This is a genomic window from Sorangiineae bacterium MSr11954 (assembly GCA_037157815.1).
Lineage (GTDB): Bacteria > Myxococcota_A > Polyangia > Polyangiales > Polyangiaceae > Pendulispora > Pendulispora albinea.
This window is the reverse complement of record CP089984.1, coordinates 11525569-11541801: the sequence shown is the minus strand read 5'-3', so window position 1 is coordinate 11541801 and position 16233 is coordinate 11525569. Positions and strand designations below refer to the sequence as shown.

The 16233-nt window shown below is 65.7% G+C and carries 14 protein-coding genes; 7 read left to right on the top strand and 7 right to left on the bottom strand.

The window, feature by feature from the left end:
- Positions 1-15: 15 nt before the first annotated feature.
- Positions 16-1455: a glycoside hydrolase family 28 protein gene (locus tag LZC94_45305; protein WXB15025.1), complete on the bottom strand. Its 1440-nt coding sequence runs from the start codon at positions 1453-1455 to the stop codon at positions 16-18.
- Positions 1452-2786: a glycoside hydrolase family 88 protein gene (locus LZC94_45300; protein WXB15024.1), complete on the bottom strand. Its 1335-nt coding sequence runs from the start codon at positions 2784-2786 to the stop codon at positions 1452-1454. Before LZC94_45300 ends, LZC94_45305 begins: the two co-directional genes overlap by 4 nt.
- Before the next feature lie 330 nt (positions 2787-3116).
- On the opposite strand from LZC94_45300, the gene LZC94_45295 reads away from it, so the two are divergent.
- Positions 3117-4064 carry a PKD domain-containing protein gene (locus LZC94_45295; protein WXB15023.1) on the top strand — a complete coding sequence of 316 codons (948 nt, stop codon included), beginning with the start codon at positions 3117-3119 and terminating at the stop codon, positions 4062-4064.
- Between the two features lie 47 nt (positions 4065-4111).
- The gene (hflX, locus tag LZC94_45290; GenBank protein WXB15022.1) at positions 4112-5509 is read left to right on the top strand and encodes a GTPase HflX; all 1398 of its coding nucleotides are present in this window, start codon (positions 4112-4114) and stop codon (positions 5507-5509) included.
- Positions 5510-5512: 3 nt separating this feature from the next.
- On the opposite strand, the gene LZC94_45285 is transcribed toward hflX, so the two are convergent.
- Complete coding sequence (locus LZC94_45285; GenBank protein WXB15021.1) at positions 5513-6850, bottom strand: hypothetical protein; 1338 nt, start codon at positions 6848-6850, stop codon at positions 5513-5515.
- Positions 6851-6913: 63 nt separating this feature from the next.
- On the opposite strand from LZC94_45285, the gene LZC94_45280 reads away from it, so the two are divergent.
- Entirely contained in the window at positions 6914-8059 is a 1146-nt protein-coding gene (locus LZC94_45280; protein WXB15020.1) for a winged helix DNA-binding domain-containing protein, read from the top strand.
- Positions 8060-8070: 11 nt separating this feature from the next.
- On the opposite strand, the gene LZC94_45275 is transcribed toward LZC94_45280, so the two are convergent.
- Both LZC94_45275 and LZC94_45270 read right to left on the bottom strand, forming a co-directional pair.
- Positions 8071-8676, bottom strand: coding sequence for a hypothetical protein (locus LZC94_45275; GenBank protein ID WXB15019.1), 606 nt, complete (start codon positions 8674-8676; stop codon positions 8071-8073).
- A gap of 265 nt (positions 8677-8941) precedes the next feature.
- The gene (locus tag LZC94_45270) at positions 8942-10603 is read right to left on the bottom strand and encodes a carboxylesterase family protein (GenBank protein ID WXB15018.1); all 1662 of its coding nucleotides are present in this window, start codon (positions 10601-10603) and stop codon (positions 8942-8944) included.
- 480 nt (positions 10604-11083) lie between these two features.
- On the opposite strand from LZC94_45270, the gene LZC94_45265 reads away from it, so the two are divergent.
- Positions 11084-12352, top strand: coding sequence for a DNA polymerase domain-containing protein (locus LZC94_45265; GenBank protein WXB15017.1), 1269 nt, complete (start codon positions 11084-11086; stop codon positions 12350-12352).
- Position 12353: 1 nt separating this feature from the next.
- On the opposite strand, the gene LZC94_45260 is transcribed toward LZC94_45265, so the two are convergent.
- On the bottom strand, positions 12354-13424 hold the full coding sequence (locus tag LZC94_45260) for an ATP-dependent DNA ligase (protein WXB15016.1): 1071 nt from the start codon (positions 13422-13424) through the stop codon (positions 12354-12356).
- A gap of 73 nt (positions 13425-13497) precedes the next feature.
- Between LZC94_45260 and LZC94_45255 the strand changes: the two genes are divergently transcribed.
- From LZC94_45255 to LZC94_45245, 3 genes are all read left to right on the top strand, one after another.
- Positions 13498-13917, top strand: a complete 420-nt coding sequence (locus LZC94_45255) for a VOC family protein (protein WXB15015.1) — start codon at positions 13498-13500, stop codon at positions 13915-13917.
- 15 nt (positions 13918-13932) lie between these two features.
- Positions 13933-14640 (top strand): HAD family hydrolase, encoded by a 708-nt coding sequence (locus LZC94_45250; GenBank protein ID WXB15014.1) that lies wholly within the window; start codon positions 13933-13935, stop codon positions 14638-14640.
- A 405-nt stretch (positions 14641-15045) separates the two neighbouring features.
- The gene (locus LZC94_45245; GenBank protein WXB15013.1) at positions 15046-15528 is read left to right on the top strand and encodes a hypothetical protein; all 483 of its coding nucleotides are present in this window, start codon (positions 15046-15048) and stop codon (positions 15526-15528) included.
- Positions 15529-15546: 18 nt separating this feature from the next.
- On the opposite strand, the gene LZC94_45240 is transcribed toward LZC94_45245, so the two are convergent.
- On the bottom strand, positions 15547-16218 hold the full coding sequence (locus tag LZC94_45240) for a glutathione S-transferase family protein (GenBank protein WXB15012.1): 672 nt from the start codon (positions 16216-16218) through the stop codon (positions 15547-15549).
- Positions 16219-16233 lie beyond the last annotated feature (15 nt).

The window sequence follows — 16233 nt, the reverse complement described above, 5'->3', positions numbered from 1 at the left end:
CCGCGCGCAAAGCTTTTACGTGCCGCCGTCGTCGAAGCCTTCGACCGGATCGCCGTTGATGGTCACGCGGTCGAACACCACGTTTCGCGCGTCGCGAATGTCTGGAGCCGGTTGGTCGATGTGCGTGAACGAACTGCGCGCGACGTGGAGCCCATCGAGAGGACTCTGCGGCAGCCCCACCACGCGCACCGCATAGGGCGAGTCGTCGATGGTCATCTCCTCCACGCGGATGTTGCGCACCGTCGGATAGACGACGTCGCCCGCGCCAGGCCCGGTCAGGCTGTATTTCATATCGACGAAGAGGACCCCGCGATCCACGGGCCCGCCGGAGATCCGCCGCACGTAAATGCCGTCGACCACGCCGCCGCGACGCTGGTTCGTCTTGATGTAGAGCGCGTGAAACGAATGGTACGAGCTGCCCGCGTGGATCCGGCAATCCTGCGCGAACACGTTCCGCACGCCCCCCGACATTTCGCTCCCGATGGTGATGGCGCCCCATCGCCCGTAATAGTCGCAATCCTCGATGACGATGTCCTCGCTGGGCACACCGATTCGCCGCCCATCGATATCGCGCCCGGATTTGATGACCGTCCCGTCGTCGCCCGTATCGAAGCTGCATCCCGTGATGTGCACGTTCGCGCAGCTCTCGGGATCGCAGCCGTCGACCATGGCGCCGCGGCTGTAGACCCGCACACCGCGCACGGTCACGTTGGTGCACAAGACCGGGTGAATCGCCCACATGGCCGGGTTGCGAATGGTCACGCCGGCGATCGCGATGTTCCGGCACCGATAGAGCTGAATCATATTCGGCTTTAGAAAATGCCCATCACCGAACTGCCGCTCGGAGACGGGAACACCGTCGACCGCCATCTGCTGCAGCCGATCCCAATCGGGCCCCCGCTTCGGATCGAAGTCGAACCAGGGCCCCTCCTGCGCGTTGCCGTCGATGGTCCCGGGCCCGGTGATGGCGATGTTGCTCTGGCCAAACGCGTAGATGAACGGCGAATAGTTGTAGCACTCGATCCCCTGCCAGCGCGTGAACACCGTCGGAAGGTAGGAGGCCGCGTCCGTGCGAAACCGAATCGTGGCCCCCGCGGCCACGTGCAGCTCCACCTTGGACGACAAGCGAATCGGGCCCGTGCGGTACGTCCCCTTCCCCGGCACCAGCACTCGCCCGCCGCCTGCCGCGCTGCACGCGACGATGGCATCGCGGAACGCCTTCGTACAATCCGTTTTGCCGTCGCCCGTCGCGCCGTAATGGCGAACGTCGAACGTGCGATTCGGAAACACCGGCGGCGAAATGCGCCCGAGGATCTGCGGGACCATGTCCCATGGCGAGGACTCCGCGCGCGCGATCCGCGGGACCACCAGCGTCCCCGCACCCGAGAGCGCGGCGCCCCCCAGCACCGCGCTGCTCGCCCCGAGAAACATCCGGCGCGAGGTGAAGCGGCTCATGGCTTGCCAAGCCCGATGCCGAGGTCGATGTCCAGATCCAGATCGATCCCCACCCCGAGCCCCTTGTCGCCGCCGGTTCGGCGCAGTTGCTCGTTCATGATGAGGACGGCGCCCAGCCCGTGAAAGTCGTTGGTCTCCCGCGCCCGCGCGAGGTAATACGCGACATCGCCCACGTTGGTGCCAATCGAGATCTCCGCCACGTTGGTGCGCCCGTCGCTGCCAATCGAGATGCGCTGAAGGACCCCCTCGTACCCTTTGGCCGACACCGCGCGGTAGCTCGCGTCGATGTAGCCGCGCTCCACCGCGCGCGAAATCGTATAGGTGTACATGGCCGAGCAGGACGTCTCCGTCCAATTGCCCGACAGGTTGCCTTTGTCGACCACCTGGAACCACCGCCCGCTGGCGGGGTCTTGATACGTTTTGAAGCCTGCCACCAGCTTCTTCAACTTGGAAATGAGATCGGCGCGCCTCGGGTGGGTGAGCGGAAGGATTTCGAGGATGTCGATGGTCGCCATCCCGTACCAGCCGATGGCGCGGCACCAGTGCTCCGGCGCGAGCCCCGTCTTCGGATCGGCCCAGCTCTGTTTTCTCGACTCGTCGTACGCGTGCTTCAAGAGCCCATTGGCCACTTGCAGGTGGTCCCCGTAGACCGCGAGCTGCTTCGCCGCCTCGTCGTTCGCGTACGAGGCCTCGCCCACCCACTGGCCATAGCGCGCGAGGAACGGATTGACCATGAACACCCCGTCCGCCCAGAGCTGGTGCTGGCGCGAGGTCGACGTGGCGTGCCAGAAGCCGCCGTCCGAGGTGCGCGGATACGTCTTGAGCCGATCGCGGATTTGCTTGGCCGCCAGCCGGTATTTGTCTTGGCGCGTCTCGCGGTACAGGGCCAATACCGGGTTCCCCGACTCCATGCTATCGAGGTTGCTCAAGCCGTTGTCGAGGTGCCCGTCCTTGTCCACGAACCGATCGACCCACGCTTTGATGTAGTTCAAATACCGCGCGTCGTGCGTTCGCTGGTAAACCAAATATTGCCCCCAGAGGTAGAGCCCACGGGTGTAGCTCCAGCCCCCGAGCTTGTCCGGCGTGTAGCGCTGCATGGTCGACTCCACGATGGCCACCGACAAATCGTCGGGGAGCGGAGCATCGGCCGCCTCGACCGCTCCTTCGCGCGGCGCGGCCCGTTCGAGCGGCGCGGCGGAGGTTTCTTCCACCTCCTCGGCCGCGTCCCCCGACGCTGCAGGCGCACACCCCGGCGCGAATGAGCCAAGCGCGAACGCCGTGAGAAAGGCGAGAATCGACGTACGGTGTACCGAGAGACCTCGAACGATCATGGCTTGCCTCCGGATCCGATTAGTTAGGAAAGCTTCCTAACTAGCGAGGATACATCCTATGTCTCTGCGCGCAAGGCCCGGCCCGCCAGCACTTTCATAAGCCTACAATTGCCGGCTGAGCCGATTGCTCACCTCAGAGATCCTACCTTTTGGTCGCCGCCCGCGCGACGTCGATTTTTTGATCGGGATCGCCCACCCCGGACACTGACACGTACGACCGGCAACGCACTTCGTGGCTCGCGGAGTCCTGCGCCATGAGAGGGCCGGTTTGCGTTCGCTGCCCGGCGCGCGCATTGGCCCCTTTCCCTCATATCGACTCGGAGTTTTTAAATGTCGACCAACTTAGGAAAATTTGCAGCGATTGGCTTTCTTGGAACTTTGCTTTTGGCCGGCTGCAGCAGCGATGACGATCCTTCTCCGAATCGCAAACCGACCGCTAAAGTCACGGCCGAGCAGAACGCCAAGGTGAACAAGGACGTCGTCATCGACGGCGCGGCGAGCTCGGACCCCGAGAAGCAGCCGCTGACCTTCAAATGGAAGTTGAAGAAGCAACCCGAGGGAAGCACGCCCATCAAACTGGACGAGGCAAAGGAGAACAAGGTCACGATCAAGCCCTCGGCGCCTGGATCGTACGAGGTCGAGCTCACCGTGTCCGATGGCGCGCTCACCGACACCGCCAGCGTGAATGTCAACGTCACGGCGGAGGGCGAGAATGGAACGCCTACCGCGAAAATCGAGCCGATCTCCTCGGTGTTTCTCGTCAAAAAGGACGTCGTGACCTTGGATGGAAGCAAGAGCACCGATCCGGACGAGGCGGACAAGGCCAGCTTGACCTACAAGTGGACGCTCAAGGGACCCGACACGTCGACGGCGACCTTGAGCGCAGACAACGTGGCGAAGCCGACGTTCAAGCCGGACGTCAAGGGCGATTACACGGCAAAGCTCGTGGTCACCGACAAAGGCCAGAAGGCGAGCGAGCCCGTCGAAATCAAGGTCAAAGCCGCAGAGGTGGTCGCCAGGGCAGCCAAGGACGCGGAGACGGTCGCGAAGGGCGCGGAGCTCACGCTCGATGGCACCTCCAGCGGCACGGCCAAGGGCGGCACCTTGACCTACGCCTGGACGAACCAAGGGACGCCCGCCGGCGAGCTGACGAATGCCGACAAGAGCAAGGCCACCTTCAAAGCCGCCGCGGCGGGGACCTACAAGGTGCAACTCATCGTCAAGGACGCCGCCGAGGAGAGCGCGCCGTACGTGGTCACCGTCACCGTGACCAATTAACGGAATCCCGTTACCAGGCGCCGCCGACGTGCTACGAGCGGCAATCGATGTCGAATCCTTCGCCCGCTCGCCCGCTTGCCGTGCTCGTCGGTGTCCAATTGCCTGGCGTCTCCGACGTGGATCACGAGGCCGATCTCGCCGAGCTCGGACGACTGGTCCACACCCTGGGCTTCGAAGTTGCCGCGACCGTCTCGCAAAAACGCGATGCGCTCGCGGCCGCGGCCGTTCTCGGTGAAGGCAAGCTCAAAGAGCTGGCCGACATCACCGGGGGCAAAGGCTATGTGCCGTCCGCCGCCAAGGAACGGAAGTCCAAGGCGCGCGATCGCTGGAAGGCCGAGGCCGAGGCGGCCGGAGACGCAAGCCCCGACTCCGAGCGCGAGCTCGATGAAGATTCGGACGGCGGCGACGAGAACGACACCGCACCCCGAAAGCCCACGATGGTGATCGTCGATCACGACATCACCCCCAGCCAGGCGCGAAACCTCGAGCGCGCCACCGGCGCCGAGGTGCTCGACCGCACCGGCGTCATCGTGGACATCTTCCACCGGCACGCCCATAGCCGCGAGGCGCGCCTGCAAGTCGAGATCGCGCGCCTCAACTACGTGGTGCCGCGCATGCGCGAGTCGGCCGGCTCCAGCGAGCGGCAGCGCGGGCGCGGCGCAGGCGAGGCCGCCCTCGAGCTCGACCGCCGCAAGGTGCGCGACCGCATCGCCGAGCTGCGCGAGGAGCTCGCGGCGATCCTCAAGCAGCAAGCCAACCGACGCTCCGCGCGACGCGATCAGCTCCGCGTGGCGCTCGTGGGCTACACGAACGCCGGCAAATCATCGCTGATGCGCGCGCTCACCGGCAGCGAGGTGCTGGTGGCCGACAAGCTCTTTGCCACCCTCGACACCACCGTGCGCGCGCTCCACCCCCCGACCAAACCGCGCCTCTTGGTGTCCGACACCGTCGGCTTCATCAAGAAGTTGCCGCACGATCTGGTCGCCTCGTTTCGGTCCACCTTGGACGAAGCGCTCGAGGCCTCGCTCCTTCTCTACGTGGTCGACGCGTCCGATCCCACCTACGAGGCGCAGCTCGACGTCACCCGCTCCGTGCTCGCCGAAATCGGCGCCGACGCGGTGCCGAGCATGCTCCTCCTCAACAAAGTCGACCGGCTCGACGACGACGCGCGCCGTACGCTCGTTCGCCGCCACCGCGACGCCATCGCGCTCTCCGCCCACGATCCGAAGGACGTGGCGGCCCTGCGCCAGACCATCATCGACCACTTCGAAGAGGCGATGATCGATGAAGAGTTGATCGTGCCGTATGCCAAGCAGTCGCACGTCTCGGAGATCTACGAGAGCGCCCGCGTCATCTCCGAAGACTACGACGAGAGCGGTGCGCGGCTGCGCGTGCGCGCGCTGCCCGCCGCCATCGCCCGGCTGCGCCGCGTCTTCGCCGCGTGAGCGCTAGCGAAACACCCACAGGACCGCCAGGGCGACGAAGCCGTACGTCGTGAGCACGTGATCGAGCGTGTCCCTACGTGCGCGGATCATCTCGTGCGCAGCGGCGACGTTCCCCCGGAGCACGGTGATGCGCGCGCCCGGTACGAACCCGAACGGACCTCCGCGGTACGCGGTGCTCGCGCCCTTCTCGATGCGCCCGATGATGACGCAGGGTCCGTGCGCCCCGCCGCCACCCCCAAAGCCCAAGAGCCGCACCTGACGGCGCGCCAGCACATGGAGCCCTTCGGCCGTGCGCAACGCGATCTCCGCCGCCGTGGGGTCGGAGATTTCACCTTCGATGTTGCCACGGTCCATCGCGCGCGCGATCGCCTTCCATCGCCACGAGAGCACCGCGAGCACGAGCACGACGAGCACGGACACCCAGAAAACAGTGGTAAGGAGCTCGACCTTCTTCTTCGGCACGAGGGGCATTCGATCCGTCATGACCGGGTTCAGGTCTTTCCCCAGCACCAGATAGCGCGATGAACACCTGCGCTCGGGATTTTGCGGTGTCTCGTACGAGCAATCGAGCTCGATGCAATGCCTGTCCGAGCTGTGGCCGTACGCGCTCAGGAAGAAATGCATGTTCGACCCGCTCGGCACCTCGAACTTGGTCGAGGGCACGACATCGCGAAGATCGCTCCGAAAATGGCCGACTTGCACCCGATCCGGGCGCGAGGCGATCATATAGATACCGTCGCCATCGTCGCGTTCCAGATATTGCGATACGGCGCCCGGGCTGACCCCACGGCGCTCGGTCACGGTGCGCAATCTTTCGTCCAGCTTGACCAACGTACCGCCCGACACGATGCTCGCCATGGCGAAGCCATCGCGCATTTCGCCGAAGTGCGCCGAGAATCCGGCGACGTCTTTTCGAAACGCTTGCACCTTGCCCGGCCATCCGGCGCCGTGGAGCGCGTACCAATACTCGGTGCCCGCACGCAGCGCGACGAGCTTTCCGAGCGATGTCGTCTCCGTTCGGACGTACGAGTACCCGGGTTGCGTCGATCCCCTCCCCGCAGAAAGGGTTGGGGTGGGGTAGGGCATCTTCTCGAGGCGCTCCACCTCCGCGGGCCACCCTGCCTCGAGGAGCTTGGCGTCCGGGACCCATTCGAAGGTGTCGGACGGGGGCGGGTGCAGATGAGGGCACGATACGCCTTCGAACGTGTCGCGATCGATGAACGGCGTCTCCACGGTCGGGTACCGCGCGATGGGATGGCTGCCATAGGCAAAGGTGCCCAGCACCATCGCAACGAGGAGCAACGCGTTCGCGAACCGCCACACCGCACCCTTCGACCCCATGGCGCGAGTATGCCGCGACACGCCGTGCGCGCAATGCTAACGGAGGATGCGGAAAGAACCTCGATGCCCAAGGTCCTCGGCCCCCGCGCCCTGAACCGCGCCCTGCTCGCGCGTCAATTTCTCCTGAAACGGCAGGATCGCTCCGCCGAATCCACCCTCGAGCACCTCGTGGGCCTGCAGGCGCAAGCGCCCATGCCGCCCTATTTCGGCTTGTGGACCCGCCTGAACGACTTCGAGCACGGCGCTCTCTCCCGCCTGCTCCTCGAGCGCCAGGCCGTGCGCATCGCGCTCATGCGCGGGACCGTGCACCTGGTGACCGCGCGCGACAGCCTTCGACTCCGCCGGCCGTTGCAAGCCGCCATCGAACGCGGTCTCTATTCCACGCCGGGCGGCAAGGCGCTGATGGGCATCGACGCGGCAGCCGTCGCCGCCGCCGCGCGCATCGTGCTCGAGGAGCGCCCTCGAACCAACGCGGAGCTGGGCCCTCTGCTCGCCGCGCGATGGCCGGACTACCCGGCCGAGGAGCTGGTCCGCTTGACCCGGTGCATGCTGCCGCTGGTGCAGGTGCCGCCGCGGGGCATCTGGGGGGCGAGCGGTCAAGCCACCTCGACCACCCTCGAGCACTGGCTCGGGGCGCCCTTCAACGAGGACGCAACCATCGACGATCTGGTCCTCCGCTACGTGGCGGCGTTCGGACCGGCCAGCGTTCAGGACGCGCAAAAGTGGTCCGGCTTGACCCGTCTGGGCGCCGCCTTCGAGCGGCTTCGTCCGCAGCTCTGCACCTTCGAAGGGGACGACGGGCGCGAGCTGTTCGATGTGCCCGACGCCCCGCGCCCCAGCCCCAACATCGCCGCGCCCGCGCGCTTTCTCCCCGACTTCGACAACGTGCTCCTCTCGCACGCCAACCGCGAGCATATTCTGTCGGAGGAGCACCGCGCGCGCGTCTTCACCATCAACGGCTTGATCCGGGCGACCATCCTGGTCGACGGGCGGGTCGCGGGACTTTGGCAAATCGACGAGCACAAAGATACCGCGACCCTGACGATCGAACCCTTCGCGCCGCTGGCGAAGAGAGACATCGCCGCCCTGACCGCCGAAGGCAAACGCCTCTTACGCTTCGCGGCCGAGGAGCGCCCCCACCGCGGGGTTCGATTCACGAGCCCCAAGGCGGCGAAGGGGCGACGGGCTGCGCCGCCCAAAACGAAATAGCGGACGTCGAATCAGCGCCGCGGACGCGTCCCCGTCGACCACCCCACGTAGCTCCCAAAGTAGCCCAGGCTCGTTTTGTGGCCGATCTTCCCGCCGATGCCGGTGGAGTAGAACCCGCCGTTTCCGTCGGAGATCCCGACGTGGCCCCACTGGCTGATGTTCCAGTAGACGAAGGCGCCATAGGGCGCGTTGCGGTTGTTGTGCACCGTCGCGTTCTGCCAGTGCTGCTTGGCGCTCGCCCACACGCCGCTCGTGCCGTACGCGTTCTCGACGGCCTTCTCGCAGTAGTGCTCCCACCCGGTGCTCCCCAGGTGGTTCTTCATCCACTGAATCGCCTTCTTCTGCTCGGGCGTGGCCGCGGCCACCGCCGCCTCATCCAGCGCGCTTTCATCCACCGACGCGAGCGGCTCCGGATCCGACTCGCTCGTGTTGGCCTCCTGCGGCGCGAGCGACTTCTCGGCCAGCGCTTGCTCCTCGGTCGTCTCGGCGGTGCCCTGCTCGCCGTCGGACGAGCCATCGTCCGTCGACGCGCACCCCGGTGCAAACGCAAGGAATCCGATGGCCGCGAACGCGGTGGCGGCCAACAACATGGATGAGCGCTGCGTGCGATATTTCATGGTGTGCCTTTCGAATTGGATTGTGCGTACCGTTTCACCATTCCCCCCAATCCCATCAGCCCCATCGAAAGAGCACGCAATATGCCATTAGCAACTTTCCACGCCGTCGCGTATTTTTCCGAAATACCGACTTCCCTTCGCCGGTCTCACGGTAAAAACGCGCCCCCGAGGCACGCACGTCCCCGTGTCCACCCGGTGGATCGATCGTCTGAGAACCTCGATTTCCGAGAGAAACCGAGGTTCTCGCACCTACGTCACCCCTGATTCACCGAATATTCGCCCAAAAGTCGCACTGATGCAATGATGCGAAATCGACAGCGCCAATTCCACCTTCTCCTGGCGCAAGTGATTGAACATACGGGATCTCCGCGCCTGAACGAAACCGCGGCCACCCGGGGAGCCCATGGGTATTGGGATTTCCCGTTCGGGCGAATTGCGTCCAATATCCAACCATTCGCTCGGAGAGCACCTTTTGCTCTTCCGTGAACTTCGGATCGAAGCCCGGAAGATCGAAGAGGGATGGAAGCTCGGACCCGTGCGTGGCGCCGGGCGGCATCCCCGGCGGGACCGGGAGAATCGCCGGCGCGCGACGATCGGCGAACTCGTACGCATGAACCGCGGTGAACCTCGCCAAGAGCCGATCCGTGCGAAGGGTCGGGCACGCGAGCACCCGATCCGTGATCACGGCGCCCCAAGCCAGCGCCGGCGATGCGTACGCGGAGACCGGATAGTGCGCCTCCACGTCATCGGCGTGCTCCCCGTAGGACGTGGCGAGCAATTGCCGGTATCGCTCCTCCGTGATCGGCTGGATGGTGTGGAACTTCAACGTGAAGTACCGGCCCTCGTCCAAATTCGAGCCCGAGATCACCGGCACCCGATGGAAGCGCCCTCGCGCCAAAGCCTGCGCCGGGTGCAGCGGCAAGGACGGCGTGCCGTAGACGGGATGGCGGAATCCATAAGCCGGGGGCAGCTGCACCGCGCTGGAGCGCAAGAGATCGCCCGCAGGGAGGTTGCGCAAGCAATCGGCCGCCGTCCCCGGATCGGCACAGCCGACACCGCGCGCCATGCCGGTGCCAATGGCCTCGGCCTCGGGGCGGGTCAGCCACCCCGAGCTCGCGGAGAGATCGGGATCGAGCCCTTGGTCGGGCCAATCGATGGTGCAATTTCCGCTCGCCATGATGGCGCGATGAAACGTGCCGGCGGAGGATGGCGAGGTCAGTTGCGCGCACGTGCTCACCCCGCCGGCCGATTCGCCGAACAAGGTCACATTGCCCGGATCACCGCCGAACGCCGCGGCGTTTCGCTGCACCCAGCGCAAAGCCGCCTGTTGATCCAGGAGCCCGAAGTTGGTGCCTTCGAGGCTCGGGTGCGCGAGCAAGCTGAAGACGCCCAATCGGTAATTGATCGTCACCACCACCACGTCGCCCTGCGCGGCCAAGCGGGGAGGGTCGTAACGGGCGCCGTCGCCGCTGATGAAGGAGCCGCCGTGCACCCAGACCATCACCGGCTTGGGCTTCGCGGACGGCCGCGCGCGCGGAGTGGTCACATTGACGGTGAGGCAGTCTTCGCTTCCCACCACGGGCCTGCCGCCGCCACCACCTTGCACGCAGACGCTGCCCGCCTGGGTGGCGTCGCGCACCTCGGTCCAACGCTCCGCGGGCGCGGGGGGCTGCCAGCGGCGCGCCCCCACCGGTGGCGCCGCATACGGTATGCCGCGAAAGCTTCGGTGGCCGTCGGAGAGGGCGCCTTTGACCGGCCCCGATTCGGTGACCACGATCGCCTCGTCGTCCGACGTGAGCGCATCGCGGCGGGCGCGCGTCTCGCCGTGCTCCCCATCGGGCGCCAGGGGCGCCGAGCACCCCCCGAGGAAAAGTCCGCTGCATGCTGCTGCGAGAGCGCCGATCGAGCGTTTGTTCGGGATCATCATCGAGCCATCACCTCGAGTTAAGCAATGAGGTGAATCTAATCGAGCCTACGGCGGCATGCCGATCAAATCGCGATCGGAATTTCGCCCTCGCAGCTCGAGCTCGCAACGAGCTTTACGCTTTACTTACTAGCCATGCCCGTTCGAGGGCGCCCGACTCCGGATCGACACGCGATTCGTCTCTGGCGCCGTTCACGAACGGAGCGCGCCGCGTGTCGTCGCCGGCTGCATCGGACGCGGATGGCGCCAAACATCCACCTAGAAAAAGTCCGCTGCACGCGGCCGCGCACGCGCTCCTTCGTCGAATTTTCATCGAGGAATTCGGCGCTGCACGCGATGCGCGGTGTGCAACATGGTCAGGCAAATGCCGATATGTCGCACAAATGAGGGACTTGGCGCCGGGCGCGGCTGCAAAGCGCGCCAGGTGCCAATATTCGACCGGTCGTGTATTTTCGTGCGGTGGCGACCAAAGAGACAGCGGCCGTGCTCACGATCGACGGGCACGACATTCAAGTTACGAATCCGAGCAAGCCCTACTTTACAAAGGAGACGCGGCTCACGAAGCTCGAGCTCGTTCGCTATTACCTCGCGGTGGCCGGCGGCGCGCTGGGCGGTATTCGCGGCCGCCCCATCGTGCTCAAACGATTCGTCGACGGCGCCGAGGGCGAGGCCTTTTACCAAAAGCGGGCACCCGAAAAGCGCCCCCCTTGGTTGCGAACGGTCACCTTGTCCTTTCCCTCCGGGCGCACGGCCGAAGAGATCGTGGTCGACGACGCCGCGGGCCTCGCCTGGATCGTGAACTTGGGCTGCATCGAGCTTCACCCGCACCCCGTGCGCGCCGAGCACCTCGAGCACCCCGACGAGCTGCGCATCGATCTCGATCCGGGCCCGGGCGTGCCCTGGAGCGACGTGCGCCGGGTGGCCCTCGAGGTCCACGCGCTGCTCGAGGAGAAGAAGCTCACCGGCTGGCCGAAGACCAGCGGCTCGCGCGGCATGCACATCAACGTACGGCTCGAGCCCCGCTGGGGCTTTACGGACGTGCGCCGGGCCGCGCTGGCGCTCTCGCGCGAGATCGAGCGGCGCGCGCCCCAGATCGCGACCTCCAAGTGGTGGAAGGAGGAGCGCCACGGCGTCTTCCTCGATTACAATCAAAACGCCAAAGATCGCACCACCTGCTCGGCCTACTCGGTTCGCCCGCTCCCCGACGCGCGCGTCTCGACGCCGCTCGAGTGGAGCGAGGTGGCCGACTGCGATCCCGCGGACTTCACCGTGCTCACGGTGCCCGCGCGCTTCGCCCAGCGCGGCGATCCGCACGCGAAGATGGATGATTACGCGGGTTCGCTGGAGCCGCTGCTCGAGCTCGCAGAGCGCGACGATGCGTCCGGCCTCGGCGATGCGCCCTGGCCTCCCCACTTTCGCAAAGGTGAGGGCGAGCGCGCGCGCGTCGCCCCATCGCGCGCCAAAATGCCGCTCGTGGTCGTGGCCAACTCGCCGAGCAAAGCGGCGGCGCTCGAGGGCCTGGAGCGCTGGAAGGCGCGGCACCCGGAGGCGGCCGCGCTCTTGGCCATCGACGACGTGCTGGTCGACGCCATGCGCGGCCGATCCTCGACGTGGACCCGCGTCCGGGTCAACCTGCGCCACGTCCCCGAGGCCCAGCGCCCGCCGCAAGAGACCCCCGATCCGGACGACGACCCCACGCGCGAGTGGCGCGAGCAGCACGCGCGCCGGACGACGAAAAAGACGAAGAGCTGAATCAGCGCGCGCCGAAGATGGCCGAGAGCTCCTCCGGCGCCACCGTCTCCAGCTGGGCGTAGGTGCAATCGCGCGGGCTCTTGTCCGTGCGCCATCGCCGAAATTGCGCGGTGTGCCGGAAGCGGCTGCCCTGCATATGATCGTAGGCCACTTCGACGACCAACTCGGCGCGAATGGGCTCCCAGGACAGATCCTTGCCCTGGCTCCAACGGCTCTTGCCGCCCGGCATGCGCGAATCCATGGCCGCGGGCGTGGCCCAGTCCTTCCACGGATGATCGACCATGGCGTCCTTGCGGTATGGCTCCAAGAACTCGGCGAGCTCGCGGCGCTTCTTCACCGTAAAGCTCGCGGACACGCCCACGTGGTGCAGCACCCCCGCGTCGTCGTACAGCCCGAGCAAGAGCGAGCCCACGGTGTCCTCACCGAGCTTGTGCCAGCGAAAGCCGGCCACCACGCAGTCGCACTCGCGCTCGTGCTTCACCTTGAACATGGTGCGCTTGTTCGGCTCGTACGCGCTGGCCGCGGGCTTGGCCATCACGCCATCGAGGCCGGCGCCTTCGAAGCGCGTGAACCAATCGACCGCCACCGCGCGATCCGTGGTCGCCGGCGTGAGGTGCAACGGGGGCTCGGCCTCGGCGAGCAGCGCCTCCAACCGCGCGCGCCGCGCTCGAAAGGGCGCGCCGCACAGATCCTCGTCGCCCTCGCACAAGAGATCCCAGAACACGACCGAGGCGGGGATCTCCTTCGAGAGGAGCTTCACGCGCGACGCCGCCGGGTGCACGCGGAGCTGGAGGGCCTCGAAATCGAGCCCGCCATTTTTGGCGATGACCAGCTCGCCGTCGAGCACGCACCGCGTCGGGAGCTGCGCTTTCAGCGGCTCGAGCAGCTCGGGGAAGTAGCGATTGAGCTCCTTCTCGTCGCGGCTCTGTAGGACGATTTCATCGCCGTCGCGGAAGACCAGCGTACGAAAGCCATCCCACTTCGGCTCGAAAATGAAGCCTTCACCTTCGGGCAGCTCGGATACGCGTTTGGCCAGCATCGGCAGCACGGGAGGTCGCACCGGAAGATCCATTGGATCCCAGCTTACGGGTGAATCGCCGCGCTGGCGAGCTACCCGTATCGGGCACCCGGCCTATATTCGGACCATGCACGACATTGGATGGACGCACGTCGCGCTCACCACGCGCGATCTCGATCGCAGCGCGGAATTTTACGAACGCTACGGGGGCATGCACCGCATCCACGAGCGCGACGATCCGGAGACAGGCGGGCGCGTCGCTTGGATGACCGACGCGCGGCGCGCCTTCGTCCTGGTCATCATTCAGCTCGCCGGCGATCCGGGGCGCTTGAGCGGCCTCACCCACTTGGGCGTGGGCTGTGAAAGCCGCGATCACGTCGACGCGCAGTGTGAACGCGCCCGCCGTGAAGGGCGGGTCGTCGAGGGCCCGCGCGACAGTGGATATCCCGTTGGCTACTGGGCATTCATCCGCGATCCCGACGGCAACAACTTGGAACTTTCGTTCGGCCAAGAGATCGGAACGGTGCTCGCTTCGCGTTCGGAGTAGGATGGCCCGACCATCATGCTGCTCGCCTTCGACGCCGACGACACACTCTGGCACCACGAGACACTCTTCGCGACGGCCGGCGAGGGGTTTCGCGCCATCCTTCGCGCTTACCACGATGATGCCTTCATCGACGAACGCCTCCACGCCACCGAGCTCGAGAACCTCAAGCACTTCGGCTACGGCATCAAAGGCTTCGTGCTCTCCATGATCGAGACCGCGATCGCGCTCACCGAACAGCGCATCTCGGGCGCCGAGGTCCAGCGCATCATCGATCTGGGGCGGGTCATGCTCTCGGCCCCCATCGAGCCGCTCCCCGGCGTCGCCGAAGCGCTGACCCGCCTCAGCGCGCGGCACCAGCTGGTGGTGGTCACCAAAGGGGATCTGTTCGATCAGGAGACCAAGCTGGCGCGCTCCGGCCTCGGTCATCACTTCGTAGGCATGGAGGTCGTCTCGCAAAAGGACGAAGCCACCTACCGCCGTCTCCTGGAGCGCCGCGGCGCTTCGCCCGACGCCTTCGTCATGGTCGGCAACTCGCTCAAGTCCGACGTGCTCCCGGTCGTGGCCATCGGAGGCCGCGCCGTGCACATTCCTTACGCGCTCACGTGGGAGCACGAGCGGGTTCACGGCGTGAGCCCTGAGAGCCATGGTTATATCGAAGTGGCCACCTTGGCGGAAGCCGTACCCCTCATCGAGTCGTGGGCCACGATAACATCCACCACGTAGTGTTTGCAATCTAAAACGATTGGCGCAATGTCCATCGCAATGGCTCGCATTGGCAAAACGATACTCATTGGCATTCTGACATTGGCGCCGGCCGCATGCTCTCTGGTTTTCTCGCCCGAGGACTTAAGCCGCAACACAAACGTCCAGACCCACGATGGTGCACCCGGGGACCCGGGCGCCGTGGACGGCGGAGCACCGGATGGCCGTGCGCGCCCGGGGCCTTTCTGCCAAGGGCAAGCGGTCACGTTCTGCCGCGACTTCGACGACGAGCGCCTCTTCAACGCCGATTTCGAGGTGAGCGTTTGGCCCGGCGACCGACTTACGGCCGACCCGAGCCAAGCGCTCTCCGCGCCGCGATCGCTCCTGGCGGAGATCTCCAACAGCTCGCAAGACAGCAAAGCCTTCATGCAACGGAGCTTCGCCGGTAGCAAGGTCAAAAGTGTCCGCCTTTCCTTCGATCTCTTCATGGCCATCGCACCCACGGGCAAACGTCCGCCGAGAGCCATCTCGATGCGGTTGAAAACGACTTCGAGCGAGAACAGGATCAGCCTGTTGGTGAAGCCCGAAGAGACCGTGTTGGAAGAATTTTTCAAAACCGACACGGGCAAGCAGTACATCAACCATGGCTTCGGTGCACGCCGGCCCGAGATCGGCCGCTGGGCGCATATCGATATCGGCTTGACCAATGCCGAGGCCGATGACGGTGTGGATGCCGGTGCCGCACGGCGCCTTACCGCATCGATGGATGGAACGAGCCTCATCGATCATGCGCGGGTCGGTGACGGAACGCTCGATGAAATCGCGCTGTTCGTCGGCATCTTGGAGCCTGCTGAGTGGAACGAGGGATGGCGCTATCACTACGACAACATCGTCTTCGATGCGCGCTGAGCGCGCACCACGGCTCGTTCAGGCCCGAGGCTCTCTCGGAAAGAGGTGGAGGTACGGCTTCGCCTCCTCGAAGGTGCGCGCCACCGAGGGTCGCTCGCGCAAGCGGGCCAAGTACGCGGCCGCGTTCGGGTGCGTATCGCCGAACGGCACCACCAGGTTCGCATAAAAGAGCGCCGGGGCCGCCGCACAATCGGCCATGGTGAACGCAGCGCCCGCCGCCCAAGGCTGCGAGGCCATGCTTCGCTCGATCATGTCGTACGCGGTCCGCAGCTGCGTCTTCGCCCCGTCGACGCCGTGCGGATCGCTCGCGCCCGCGGGACGAATGCGATCGCCGACGATCTTTTGAATGTGCGTTTGCACGTACAAATCGTAGAAGCGGTCCTGCAGGCGCACGTGGAGCGCGCGCTCCGTGTCGGCCGGAAGAAGCGGCGCTTTTCCAGAGGCTTTTCCCGAATAGTGCCGGTCGAGGTACTCGATGATGATGCTCGACTCGGGGAGGGTGCGGTCGTTCGAGCCGTCGTGCAGCAAGGGCATTTTGCCCACGGGCCAGCGCGCGATGTGCTCGGCGGCGGCCGCGGGGTTCATGAGATCGACCACGTGCTGCTCGAAGGGCACCTCGAGCTCGTAGAGGGCGATGAGCACTTTTTGACAATAGGAGGCCAGCGGATGGGAATACAGCGTAAGACCCATGACGAAACTCACTTT

Coding starts and splice junctions, on each gene's coding strand:
- LZC94_45305 (WXB15025.1), bottom strand. CDS start 1,455: ATGAGCCGCTTCACCTCGCGCCGGATGTTTCTCGGGGCGAGCAGCGCG.
- LZC94_45300 (WXB15024.1), bottom strand. CDS start 2,786: ATGATCGTTCGAGGTCTCTCGGTACACCGTACGTCGATTCTCGCCTTT.
- LZC94_45295 (WXB15023.1), top strand. CDS start 3,117: ATGTCGACCAACTTAGGAAAATTTGCAGCGATTGGCTTTCTTGGAACT.
- hflX (WXB15022.1), top strand. CDS start 4,112: ATGTCGAATCCTTCGCCCGCTCGCCCGCTTGCCGTGCTCGTCGGTGTC.
- LZC94_45285 (WXB15021.1), bottom strand. CDS start 6,850: ATGGGGTCGAAGGGTGCGGTGTGGCGGTTCGCGAACGCGTTGCTCCTC.
- LZC94_45280 (WXB15020.1), top strand. CDS start 6,914: ATGCCCAAGGTCCTCGGCCCCCGCGCCCTGAACCGCGCCCTGCTCGCG.
- LZC94_45275 (WXB15019.1), bottom strand. CDS start 8,676: ATGAAATATCGCACGCAGCGCTCATCCATGTTGTTGGCCGCCACCGCG.
- LZC94_45270 (WXB15018.1), bottom strand. CDS start 10,603: ATGATGATCCCGAACAAACGCTCGATCGGCGCTCTCGCAGCAGCATGC.
- LZC94_45260 (WXB15016.1), bottom strand. CDS start 13,424: ATGGATCTTCCGGTGCGACCTCCCGTGCTGCCGATGCTGGCCAAACGC.
- LZC94_45255 (WXB15015.1), top strand. CDS start 13,498: ATGCACGACATTGGATGGACGCACGTCGCGCTCACCACGCGCGATCTC.
- LZC94_45250 (WXB15014.1), top strand. CDS start 13,933: ATGCTGCTCGCCTTCGACGCCGACGACACACTCTGGCACCACGAGACA.
- LZC94_45245 (WXB15013.1), top strand. CDS start 15,046: ATGCAACGGAGCTTCGCCGGTAGCAAGGTCAAAAGTGTCCGCCTTTCC.
- LZC94_45240 (WXB15012.1), bottom strand. CDS start 16,218: ATGGGTCTTACGCTGTATTCCCATCCGCTGGCCTCCTATTGTCAAAAA.